12 protein-coding genes are annotated in these 11,131 nt (G+C 41.6%); 5 read left to right on the top strand and 7 right to left on the bottom strand.

What is annotated here, in order from left to right:
* From tssC to ACOSVQ_RS15415, 7 genes are all read right to left on the bottom strand, one after another.
* Positions 1 to 1,028 (bottom strand): type VI secretion system contractile sheath large subunit (gene tssC, locus ACOSVQ_RS15445; protein WP_491983393.1); only part of this gene is annotated, 1,028 nt, incomplete at its 3' end.
* Between the two features lie 46 nt (positions 1,029 to 1,074).
* Positions 1,075 to 1,581, bottom strand: a complete 507-nt coding sequence (gene tssB / locus ACOSVQ_RS15440) for a type VI secretion system contractile sheath small subunit (protein WP_491983392.1) — start codon at positions 1,579 to 1,581, stop codon at positions 1,075 to 1,077.
* Between the two features lie 187 nt (positions 1,582 to 1,768).
* Positions 1,769 to 2,818: an SEL1-like repeat protein gene (locus ACOSVQ_RS15435; protein ID WP_491983391.1), complete on the bottom strand. Its 1,050-nt coding sequence runs from the start codon at positions 2,816 to 2,818 to the stop codon at positions 1,769 to 1,771.
* A complete protein-coding gene (locus ACOSVQ_RS15430; protein WP_491983390.1) occupies positions 2,763 to 3,047 on the bottom strand; it encodes a type VI secretion system PAAR protein in 285 nt (94 codons plus the stop codon). The genes ACOSVQ_RS15435 and ACOSVQ_RS15430 overlap by 56 nt, the downstream gene beginning before the upstream one ends.
* A gap of 327 nt (positions 3,048 to 3,374) precedes the next feature.
* A complete protein-coding gene (locus ACOSVQ_RS15425) occupies positions 3,375 to 4,760 on the bottom strand; it encodes a DASS family sodium-coupled anion symporter (protein WP_491983389.1) in 1,386 nt (461 codons plus the stop codon).
* 217 nt (positions 4,761 to 4,977) lie between these two features.
* Positions 4,978 to 5,832 (bottom strand): alpha/beta fold hydrolase, encoded by an 855-nt coding sequence (locus ACOSVQ_RS15420; protein ID WP_491983388.1) that lies wholly within the window; start codon positions 5,830 to 5,832, stop codon positions 4,978 to 4,980.
* Positions 5,833 to 5,890: 58 nt separating this feature from the next.
* Positions 5,891 to 6,481 carry a TetR/AcrR family transcriptional regulator gene (locus ACOSVQ_RS15415; RefSeq protein WP_165313304.1) on the bottom strand — a complete coding sequence of 197 codons (591 nt, stop codon included), beginning with the start codon at positions 6,479 to 6,481 and terminating at the stop codon, positions 5,891 to 5,893.
* Between the two features lie 181 nt (positions 6,482 to 6,662).
* Between ACOSVQ_RS15415 and zntR the strand changes: the two genes are divergently transcribed.
* The 5 genes from zntR to ACOSVQ_RS15390 all read left to right on the top strand — a co-directional run bounded on the left by zntR (position 6,663) and on the right by ACOSVQ_RS15390 (position 11,091).
* Positions 6,663 to 7,082, top strand: coding sequence for a Zn(2+)-responsive transcriptional regulator (zntR, locus tag ACOSVQ_RS15410; RefSeq protein ID WP_491983387.1), 420 nt, complete (start codon positions 6,663 to 6,665; stop codon positions 7,080 to 7,082).
* Between the two features lies 1 nt (position 7,083).
* Positions 7,084 to 8,181, top strand: coding sequence for an SO_0444 family Cu/Zn efflux transporter (locus tag ACOSVQ_RS15405; RefSeq protein WP_491983386.1), 1,098 nt, complete (start codon positions 7,084 to 7,086; stop codon positions 8,179 to 8,181).
* A 123-nt stretch (positions 8,182 to 8,304) separates the two neighbouring features.
* A complete protein-coding gene (locus tag ACOSVQ_RS15400) occupies positions 8,305 to 9,267 on the top strand; it encodes an AEC family transporter (RefSeq protein ID WP_491983385.1) in 963 nt (320 codons plus the stop codon).
* Between the two features lie 149 nt (positions 9,268 to 9,416).
* On the top strand, positions 9,417 to 10,442 hold the full coding sequence (locus tag ACOSVQ_RS15395) for an acyltransferase (protein ID WP_491983384.1): 1,026 nt from the start codon (positions 9,417 to 9,419) through the stop codon (positions 10,440 to 10,442).
* A gap of 7 nt (positions 10,443 to 10,449) precedes the next feature.
* Complete coding sequence (locus tag ACOSVQ_RS15390) at positions 10,450 to 11,091, top strand: START domain-containing protein (RefSeq protein ID WP_491983383.1); 642 nt, start codon at positions 10,450 to 10,452, stop codon at positions 11,089 to 11,091.
* The last annotated feature ends 40 nt before the right edge of the window (positions 11,092 to 11,131 follow it).

The following is an 11,131-nucleotide window of genomic DNA, read 5'->3' as shown; positions in this document are numbered from 1 at the left end:
AACCCTTCCTCAGCCAATTCAAATTCCTTCCGATCTGTAATCAACACTTCAGTTGGAATCTTACTTTGCAATGCCCCCATAGATTCGAATACATGTACAGGTAAATCCTCGACAGTTCCTCCGCTCTGGGGACCTATAATGTTTGGACACCATCTGTATTTAGCAAAGCTATCTGTCAAACGAGTCGCAAATGCAAAAGCAGTATTCCCCCATAAATAATGCTCATGAGAGCCGCTGACACTTTCTGAATAATTAAATGACTTTATAGGGTTATCTATTGAGTCATAAGGAACTCGTAATAAAAATCTAGGTGCTGTTAACCCGAGATATCGTGCATCTTCGGACTCTCTTAGCGCCCGCCATTTTGTATATTGAGGGCTTTCAAAGATAGCTTTGATATCTTTGATATTAGGCAGTTCTTCAAAGGACGCTATCCCGAAGAACTGAGGACCAACACTGGATATTACTGGAGCATGAGACATTGCCCCAAGAGAACCCAAATATTGCATCAGTTTGATATCAGGCGTGGACGGTGTAAAAGCAAAATTGGCTATGATAGCTCCTGTCGGCTCTCCACCGAACTGGCCATACCCTGCAGAATACACATGTTTATATAAACCAGATTGAGTAGCTTCAGGTGCAAATTCAAAATCGTCGAGCAACTCTTCTTTGGTTGCATGCAACAATTCTACTTTGTTGTTTTCTCGAAAATCCGTTCTGTCAACAAAGAGCTTTAATCCTCTCCAAGCTGATTCCATTTGTTGGAACGAATGATCGTGGAGAACTTCGTCCATTTGAGCACCTATTTTCTTGTCCAATTCAACAAGCATTTTATCAACAAGAGCTTTGTTAATTTGTTCCTGAGCTTGGTTTGAGAAAATCAATTCTTCAATAAAAGCAGCAACCCCTTTCTTTGCTATTTCATATCCATCTTCATTAGGTGAAATTCGGGTTTGAGCCATTACTTCATCAAGTAGGCTTCTTTCTATAGCTGGGGTGTTCTCAAGTTTGATTTCAGTTGCAGACATAAAAATGCGGTCCCGAAGTAAAAAACGACAAGTGTAATAGGTCAACTTATGGTTGAGGTTTATCTGATTCACCGATTAGATTCAGCTCTGAGAGAAGCTGCTCACGAGACTCTTCAGAATGTATTAAACTCTGTAAGCGTTCACGAAATGCGGGGATATTCCCTAAAGGTCCTTTTAAAGCTACCAACGCCTCCCTAAGTTCCACCAGTTTTTTTAACTCTGGGATCTGAACAACAACCGAATCAGGAGAAAAATCGGCTAGAGACTGAAACTTAATTTCTACTGACAATTCTTTGGATTGATCATCTACCAGTTTGTTTTTGACTGTAGTTGTCAATTTCAAATCACTCTCACGCATCACTGATTCAAAATTATTTTTATCAATAGAGATCGCTTTTCTTTCCTCTAAAGAAATATCTTCTGGATGCCCCTTAAAATCACCGACAACAAGTGTTTTTAATGGCAGCTCTACTTCAGTCTGAGAATCACCCGTGGCAGGTATGTATTTGATATTAATTCGCTCCTGAGGAGCAACACTTCCTTCTTTAGCCATAACATCTCCTAAAACTTTGTCAGGTCATTCGCAATCATTAATAATGTTTGACACTATTAATCTAAAACAAACATGTAAGGATTAATTAATGCAAACATTGCACTAATTAATAAATAAAATATTCAGTCAATCAAAAAAACATGAAGCAAATCCAAAAATCAGATTGAGTTTCATACTTAAAATAAAATTAAATATCCCAATACAAGTCATAATTGTAGAAATTAACTCTATTGTTAAAATGATTTTCAATTAATAGCGAACTAGCTAATTGTTCTTCTGATAAATTATCTAAAATTCTTGAATATCTTGTCTTTGCCAATTCAGTTAAAGAAAAGAACTTATCTTGACCAACATTATCGATATATAAATTCAAATAAGCTTTTGCTTTGACATAATCATGTTCTACAAATTGATAATTTTGGCTAAAGCTTCCTGAATATATAAATGCTACAGACACTAATGATGTAATGTCACCAAGTTCCAGCGACTTTTTCCTCCATTCTAATGCAGACACAATATTTCCTTTTTTTTCAAGCAGTTGAATGTACGTTTTAATGGCTGGTAAGTAATCAAGCTGCGCAGCAGATAAATAAAGCTTTCTTGCTTCAGTATCTCTTTTGCCAGGCAAATAGAACGAACCTTGCCCTAGCATGTAATTGTCAGCCTGTTTCATTAAAGCCGGAGGGTAACTAAACTCGATTGATTTGGCTAAATAGTATTGAGATAGATTAAAATCGTTATCTGCATAGAAGTTAGATAGTTCATAGAAAGCAACTTCTGGACTAAATTTCCCTAGATCAATTAAGGAATCGTAGTAACTCTGCTTCCAAGTATTTCTTTCGCTTGCCGAGAGCCAACTCTCATCCTCAGACAGATGCATCATCGCATGTCTATTACCTCCAATCGCAGCTCTAACAAGGTAAGATCGACCTTCTTGGATAGCTCTTTCAGCTATGGGATTCGCCATTATTTCTACGGCATATAAATAGGCAGCTTTCATATTCCCATTATCTGCGGAATACTTCAGAAAACGCCTCGCCTCAGCATTCTTAAATTGAGATCGTAATAACTTTCCTATTAAGTAAGCTTTCTCACTGTCAACTTGAGTGGGTTCATAATCCATATCGCTGCCGTAAGCAACACTTGAGATAACTATGATTAAGCTAAATAAGGATAATTTTTTAGCCAATGTTAACACTGCTATTTCCTTGTAATACGCCACCGCAGTCAACTGCATCTCCAGCCCTTGCTGCTGGCATTCCATCAAAGTTTACGGTTGCAGAACCACTAGCAATGCTGCGTGGATGAAGCGGATGTTTAGGCTTGTCATGTGGAGCAAGAGCATCGCCTAAGCGCGCTGCAGAACTACCATCAATTTTAACTGTACTAGAACCTGATATTACAGGTGTTGGAGGAAAACCATCATGATCAGTTCCTATATGCCCAACAATAATTCCCTTTGCCACAGTTCGTTCACTAAGTAATTAATAATATATTAACGATGGCAATTATCATTCCAATATATGCATACATATATAGATGCTATTAAAATCAGTTCAGGCAAAATATTACTCGCTACAGGCAATACATAACCAATCACTTACATCCATCTGCCTAATTGGATTTTTACGTCATAGAAAAATCAAGAAAGTCATAATTAACTAATAAAATAATAATAACTTTAATTTATTTGATTCAGTTCGAAATATGTAAGTAGAAAATAATATCCAAATATATTGCACAAAAAAAAGAGCTGTTCATACAGAACAGCTCTTTTTCGTTCTAAATGTTCTTTACCAGAACGTCATCGCGATGGTGGTTAGGATGGCGATACATGCGAGGTTAAGGACAAAACCAACCTTCATCATTTCGCTTTGGACAATATGACCTGTGCCAAACACGATTGCGTTTGGCGGTGTAGCAACTGGGAGCATGAATGCACAAGAAGCAGATATAGCGATCAGTACCGACAATAGCACTGGCGATACACCAAACACTTCTGCAACGCTCGCAAACACAGGCACAAGCAATGCTGCACTTGCAGTATTACTTGCGAACTCGGTTAGAAACACTACGAACACAGCAATAACGAAAACGATGAAGAACATACCAAAGTGCGAAATAAGCTGACTCAATTCATTGGCTAGGAATACGCTAGTACCTGTTTGCTTTAGAACGTTGCTTAAACAGATACCGCCACCAAACAGAAGCAAAACTCCCCAGTCTGCGGTTTTCTCAATGTCTTTCCAGTGCACTACTCGGGCAAAACTCACCATAATGATGGCAGAAAGTGCGATTAAGGAATCAAAGCTTTTAAAACCACCGAGCATGGCATTCACTGGTTTACTGAATATCCATAGAAATACCACCAGCGAAAAGATTCCAAGAGTAACGACTTTACCTTTGTCCCAGTTTACTGGCTCAGAATGAGTATCAAATTGACCACTAAGATCCGGTTTTAACATGAAGTAAAGAATCGCTAAACAGATAGGGAGCATCACCAAGGTTGTTGGCAAACCGAATTTCATCCAACCAACGAAGGTTAAACCAACTTCAGCTGCTGCAATGGCGTTAGGTGGACTACCAACCACGGTCGCAATACCACCAATACTTGCACTGTAAGCAATACCTAACAGTACGAAGACGTAAGTTGAGTGACCTCGCTTATCGTCAACTTTACTTAATACGCCAAGCACTAATGGCAGCATCATTGCCGTGGTTGCTGTGTTACTGATCCACATTGAAAGCGCAGCAGAGACACCAAACAACATAAAGACAGCCACACTCATACGTCCTTGGGCTAACACTAGTACTTTATCGGCAATAACTTTATCTAAACCTTGGCGATGCATAGCCGCCGCGAGGGCAAAGCCGCCCAAAAATAGGAAGATAATCGAGTTAGCGAAGTTGTTCAGAGCAGCTTGGGTATCAAACACTCCAAGAAACACCGCCATTACGGGGACAAGTATTGCTGTCACGGTGACATGTAATGCTTCCGTCAGCCAAAGGATGGCGATAAACGTGAGCATACTGATACCCAACACTACGTTAGGCTCAAAAGGTAGGGTATAGAGTAAGGTTAGAAACAATGCGATATCTGCAATCACTATCAGACTGTTTCGGTTAAAAAACCATTCTCGGGTGTTACTGGGTAAAGGGACACTATCATTTCTATTCATTATTATTTTCCTTGTAAAGGCCTTACGGCAACATCATGATCACACGTAACCAAACAAGGAGATAATAAATTTTTGTCAAGTTGTTAAACTAATCAACATAAAATCCAACAACTTAACATTTTGAAATAAATAGAAATATAAATATCCCTTTCCGTTAGACTGAGCTTAAATAAAACACAAGTTTTAAACATTAACCAAGACAAGAATCTTGTTTTTATTAAACCAGCCTAGCGATTCGATCGAATGCATCCATTACCTCAGGACTTGTCATCACTCTGCCATGACCTTGGTTTTGAGTTGTTATAAGCGTAACTTTTTCCATTTCTTGAGACGCTCTTTGCGATACCGAATACTTGGCGAATTTATCGCCTTCGTCATGAACAATTATAGTCTGCGACTCACGCTGCTTTAGCTTTTTGTATGGATCAATGGAGTGAATTGGGTAGCGATATTCATCCTGAACTTCGTTTACCACTTCTTCAAATAAACGCATTGAATAACCAGAACGAGCTACGGTACTAAACAGGTTATCTAAGTAATCCAAAACCGGTGCGATCAATAGCATCGGGCAGTTTGCGACTTTAGCATGTCGACATTCCAACGCTGTTGCGTTACCCATGCTGTGCCCTATCAAGCCTGCAACATCATCTTCACTGTCTAGAATCGCTTCTAGCCCACGAACAAAGGCTGGGATATGCCCTAAAGCTCCTTCACTTTCACCATGCCCAGGATGATCGTAAGCAAGAGCGGTAAAACCTAGTGAGGCGATGTGTTCCATTAATGGATAAAACTGATTCGAAGACCCAGACCAGCCATGAGTTAATACCCAAACAGGGCCAGTGCCCAATCGGAATGTAGTTAGCTGCCCTTCCGGTGATTGAACATGAGATTTGATTAAACCCGTTGGCGCTTGGTTCTTTGCTTTCATACGGTCTGGAGTAAGAAGAAGTTTTCTTGCCGTTTTCTTTGCATGCCTTGGAGCCAATGTATGGTGCAAACGTGTAGTGACATTGACTAAGCTGCGGCGCCAGTTAAAACGTTGCGCTGTGTTGAAGTAAATTTTCTCACTCATAACTATCCTTAAACCAAAAACGTACGGTCGTGCTTTTTATTGGTAAATTTTTTACTGGTTAACGTTTCCAGCGATCAAATAAGTCGCTGACTCCTTGCCAAAATCTCTGGTGGCTTTGCTCTTGTCCATAAATGGAATAGAACAAATGCGCGCTAAGATACAAACCGTAAAGCTCATAACTCGCTTGCTTGGCGTCCAAATCCTCTCGGAACTGATGGTTCTCAACGCCCTTTTCAATCTGAATTTGTAAGTACTGAATCCAATGAGAGATGATTTTTTTGAGTTCCTGCTGAATGGCACATTCACTTTTTGCCGATTCTTTCCAAGCATCTAAAAACATACAACTACCTTGGAAAGAGTGGTTCCAACCCATCCAACTATCTAGGATAGAACGCAATTTGCTCTCGATGTTCTTATCACCCAGCTCACGAGCAGGAGCAATGACACGTGAGACAAACACTTCATTCGCAAAATCAACCACGGCTAATTGTAAGTTCTCTTTTGAATTGAAATGAGCAAACAAACCGCTTTTTGACATACCACACTGCTTGGCAAGCTCTCCAATGGTTAAGCTCTCCAATCCATTTTCACTGGCTAAATCAAACGCCTTAGCCAAAATGTTTTCGCGGGTAATTTTTCCTTTACTCATTGCTCATCAACTTCAGTTAACACGCGAAAAAGTTTAGTACGATCGTTCTTTTTTTACAAACAGTCTTTTCGCTCGCAAGGAACACAAAATAAATTCTCCTACACACAATTAAAGCCTTGACCTTGTACTTAACTACAAAGTTTATACTCTTAAAAAATGACAAGGTAAGTGAGGTTTGTACATGGTGTCTTTAACCCGCGGTCAACTGGCGAAACAACTCAACATCACCACAGAGGCTATTCGATTTTATGAGCAGCAAAACTTAATAGAACCGCTGCGTGCCGATAACGGCTATCGTCAATATGACCAACACTGTATTGATAAGTTGAAATTCATCCTTCACGCAAAGGAAGTTGGCTTATCTCTAAGTGATATTCAGGAACTGCTTTCGATTCAAATTGAGCCTGACCAGCACACTTGCCAAGAAGTAAAAGACATCACTCAAGCTAAGCTGAAAGACATTGAACTGCGCATTGCTCAACTGCAACACATGCACAATGCATTGAAAGTGATTAACGAGCGCTGTTGTGGAGGAGCACATTCCGCCGAGCACTGCACTATCCTGACAGCTTTAACTCAAACTCAACCAGAGGAGGCTTAACATGCAAGCTATTACGACGTTTTTAAATACCCTGCTCGATTTGTGGCTTGACGCTTCTTTCTGGCTAATCATAGGTTTGTTTGTTGCTGGTGTACTTAAAGTCACGTTAAGCAACGAGAAACTCAGCAAACACCTAACCGGACACGGAATGTGGCCAAGCATCAAAGCAGCGATATTGGGGATGCCGCTGCCGCTATGTTCTTGTGGAGTGATACCCGCTGCGGTAGGACTCCGTCGTGGAGGCGCTTCGAAAAGTGCAACAACGGCATTTTTAATTTCGACACCGGAAACTGGCGTTGATTCGATTGCCATTTCATACGCGCTATTGGGGCCATTCATGGCTGTTATTCGCCCGATAGCGGCCACTGCTTCAGCAATCAGTGCAGCGTTTTTGGTATTGGTGACGGATAAAGATAACCACACGCCACCGCCACCCGTCGAGCCAGTAAAAAGTTCATGTTGTTCAGGCTCGCATAGTTGCAGTAGTCATGAATCGACAGAACACGCTATTGAGAAAAAACCACAACCTTGGCTGCAAAAAATGTGGGAGGGTCAGAAATACGCCTTCACGGATTTGATTGAAGATTTATCGCTATGGCTGATCGTTGGTTTGGTTGTCTCAGCGTTAGTCGTTACATTTGTTCCTTCAGAAGCTTTAGTGGAGATCAGCCGTAGCCCTTGGGCGATGGTACTGATGGCTTTGATTGGTGTGCCTATGTACATCTGTGCTTCAGCTTCAACGCCAATTGCGGCAGGTTTGATGCTGGCTGGCGTCTCGCCGGGTGCTGTACTGGTGTTCTTACTTGCGGGTCCAGCGACCAACATGGCTACACTTGGAATTGTTAGAAAAGAGCTGGGTTCCAAAGCACTTGTGAGCTACTTAGTTGGTGTGGTGGGTGTCGCTATATTGTTTGGTTATCTCACCAACTTCTTGGTCGATACCTACGATATCAATATCAATGCTCAGCTTGCTGCCAGCAACGAACTACTGCCTGCTGCGATCTCATGGGCAAGTGGTATCGCGTTAGCCGCGATCATCGCAGCAGACCTTTGGAAACGTTTTAGCCCTAAACAACATAAGGCAAACTGCTGTTCATAAGGTTGACCGAGAAAGCGTATTCCAATCAACTGCAACACGCTGTAGAGTATAAAAATCTTTCAGTAAGCACAGTCGTTAAACACAACGTCAGTGCTTATTGTTTTTAATATTGAAGTTCAAGGAATGAACGTGGACAGTATCTTTCAATTACTGATGTTTTCGGCCTCCATTACAGGCCCTATTTGTTTGATGCTGGTACTCGGAGTTTTTCTTAAACGTATCAATCTGATTAACGATAACTTTATCGAAGTTGCGTCGAAAATCGTCTTTGAAGTGACACTGCCGACCATGCTGTTTTTGAGCATAGTTAGCTCAAACCACGATTTTTCTTCCAGCACATCTTTAATTCTCTATGGCGTAGTCGCAAACTTTCTGTTCTTCCTGCTGACTACGTTTATCACTAAAAAAACCTTTAACCGCCCCCAAGACCAAGGTGTCATTATTCAAGGCGCGTTCCGTGCCAATACGGCGATTATTGCTATCGCCTACGTAGCCAATGCTTATGGAAATACAGGGGTTGCACTGGCGGCTATCTATGTTGCCAGTATGACTTTGCTCTACAACATCCAAGCCGTCATCGCTTTAACCATCAAAAGTGACGCCAAAGGAACTCCTACTTCCAAAATCATCTTTCGAACCTTGACTAAGAACCCGCTGATTATCGCCATATTGTTCGGCATCTTCTGTTATGGATTCTCTATTCCAATTCCTAAAATGGTGACCGATGCGGGGCGCTATTTGGGGAATATGACTCTCCCTTTGGCTCTGCTTTGCACTGGTGGTTCTTTGGATTTGAAAGCGCTCAGAGAAGACAACGCACCCGCTTGGTATGCTACTGGCTTTAAGCTCATTCTCGCGCCACTATTAACCACATTAGGCGCTCTCATATTTGGTTTCAGAGGAATGGAACTTGGACTTGTGTTCCTAATGAGTTCAGCTCCAACAGCCGCAGCAAGTTATGTAATGGCGAGAGCGATGGGAGGCAATGCAACACTGGCAGCCAATATCATTGCACTAACAACTATCTTTTCACTCTTCTCATGCACGTTTGGTATATTCCTGCTGTCCGCATTTGATTTAATGTAACGCATTTTGTTTCGATGTAACTAACGCCTATCGAGTTCACAAATCAGAGCAATTGTTGAGAGCAAGTGCTTATTTGTTGATATGACTCGAAAGGATCAAGTTGCATAACCAGTATTGTTCCACTTTCTATTTTTTCTTTGTAAGTACTTATGACGTCGTTAAATAAAATTAAGAGCCTAGAGTTCGGAAGAACGGTGGCTATGCTCGCAATTATTGGTCTTCATTGCCAATTGTTCACCACTCACACCTTTTACAATGATGAACCTTGGCTTGCGTACCTTTTCAACCAAGCCACTCGCTTTGCAGTTCCGTTGTTCTTTTTGATCTCTGGCTATCTGATTCAGCCAAAGCTCAGCACTGCACCTTTTGAAACAGCAAAACGCTACTCTCTACCACTGATTCGTATTTGGTTGGTATGGAGTATTTTAAGCCTGTCGATGCCCTTTAACTTCGCCGATGTTGCAGATAGAAGCTACCTCGCTGAACGCGTCGGTTATTGGGACTATCTGCTGATGAACCCATTGAACTCTGTGCTTGAAGGCGGATTGGTTCACCTTTGGTTTATTCCATCTCTGATTATGGCTGTGGTAATCATCGCTGCGCTCGTTCGCTGGAATCTTTCTAAATGGCTTATTCCCACTGCGCTTGTCTTATACATTTATGGTGTGCTGGCTGGAAGTTACAGTGTGGTCACCGAGTTAGAAGCCCCATTCTTCACACGCAATGGTCCGTTCTTCAGTACCTTGATGGTGGCGGCTGGCTATGTAATTCGCGAGCGAAATATTGCCTGTAGTGCAAAAATAGCATCATTAATGGCGTTGTTTGGGATGGTTGTGCATTTCTTCGAAGCCTATGGTTTACATCAAAATGGCCAAATTTTTAGCTATAACGATTACCTTTTCGGCACTGCGATATGGGGTGTTGGCACTTTCTTGCTACTACTAGCAAAACCTAATTGGGGAAGTGCTGCATGGATACAATCTTTCGCCAACAGTGTATTAGGCATCTACGTTAGCCACCTGCTAGTCGCGGTGGTTGTGATGAACATTTCTGGCATGTTGCAACAAAGTAGCTGGGATAGAGACATCACTTTATTTGCAGGAACAACGATCCTCACTCTACTCTTAGTAAAAGGAATTGAGCGAACACCGCTTAGAAGGATACTGTTCAGATAGGAGTTCTATGGTTACACGCATTGTCGCCATATCGTTACTTTTCGCTCAAAGTCTTGTTTGGGCGAAAAGTGAAAACAGTGAACTGCCATGGAAACTCGCAAAAAGCGAGAACGGCATTCGAATTCATACTCGTGAACATCAAGGAGGATTGGTTGAAATCCGCGCCCAGATGTTCACGCCTACCACATATCAAGCATTCTTAGTGCTACTGGAAGACAGTGACAACCTGCCGAATTGGCTTGATAAAGTCAGCAGCAGCAAAGTGCTAAAGCAACTTTCCACCAATGAAAACATCGTTTATACGCAGTTCTCAGCGTCGTGGCCAGCTCGTGATCGAGACATGGTGACGTATTCGAAATACGAGATCGACAATGGTGCGTTCAAGTTGGAAATCAAAGACGCGGCAGATCAGTATCCGGAACAATCTGGCTATGTGCGTATCAAAGCGGTAGAAGCGGATTGGACATTGGAAAAACTCACCAATGGATTAACCCATATCGACTACACAGCCTATGCAGACCCTGGTGGATACTTGCCTGACTGGTTGGCGAATCAACTTTCTGTATCAAGTGCGTTTAACACCTTCGAAGCATTAAAAAATCAGCTTACGAACTATCAAAATCGCCAGCATCCTAATCTTAATGAGTGATGTTTCAAGACATAAAAAAGCCCCGATTTACACTATAAAT

The organism is Vibrio sp. HM8-C (genome assembly GCF_058630515.1).
Note: the sequence above shows the minus strand (reverse complement) of the source record. Positions and strands in the feature narration are given on the sequence as shown.

What these genes read in the sequence shown, in the direction of transcription:
- tssB (WP_491983392.1), bottom strand. Translation starts at nt 1,581, where the DNA reads ATGGCTAAAGAAGGAAGTGTTGCTCCTCAGGAGCGAATTAATATCAAA.
- ACOSVQ_RS15435 (WP_491983391.1), bottom strand. Translation starts at nt 2,818, where the DNA reads ATGCAGTTGACTGCGGTGGCGTATTACAAGGAAATAGCAGTGTTAACA.
- ACOSVQ_RS15425 (WP_491983389.1), bottom strand. Translation starts at nt 4,760, where the DNA reads ATGAATAGAAATGATAGTGTCCCTTTACCCAGTAACACCCGAGAATGG.
- ACOSVQ_RS15420 (WP_491983388.1), bottom strand. Translation starts at nt 5,832, where the DNA reads ATGAGTGAGAAAATTTACTTCAACACAGCGCAACGTTTTAACTGGCGC.
- ACOSVQ_RS15415 (WP_165313304.1), bottom strand. Translation starts at nt 6,481, where the DNA reads ATGAGTAAAGGAAAAATTACCCGCGAAAACATTTTGGCTAAGGCGTTT.
- zntR (WP_491983387.1), top strand. Translation starts at nt 6,663, where the DNA reads ATGGTGTCTTTAACCCGCGGTCAACTGGCGAAACAACTCAACATCACC.
- ACOSVQ_RS15405 (WP_491983386.1), top strand. Translation starts at nt 7,084, where the DNA reads ATGCAAGCTATTACGACGTTTTTAAATACCCTGCTCGATTTGTGGCTT.
- ACOSVQ_RS15400 (WP_491983385.1), top strand. Translation starts at nt 8,305, where the DNA reads ATGAACGTGGACAGTATCTTTCAATTACTGATGTTTTCGGCCTCCATT.
- ACOSVQ_RS15395 (WP_491983384.1), top strand. Translation starts at nt 9,417, where the DNA reads ATGACGTCGTTAAATAAAATTAAGAGCCTAGAGTTCGGAAGAACGGTG.
- ACOSVQ_RS15390 (WP_491983383.1), top strand. Translation starts at nt 10,450, where the DNA reads ATGGTTACACGCATTGTCGCCATATCGTTACTTTTCGCTCAAAGTCTT.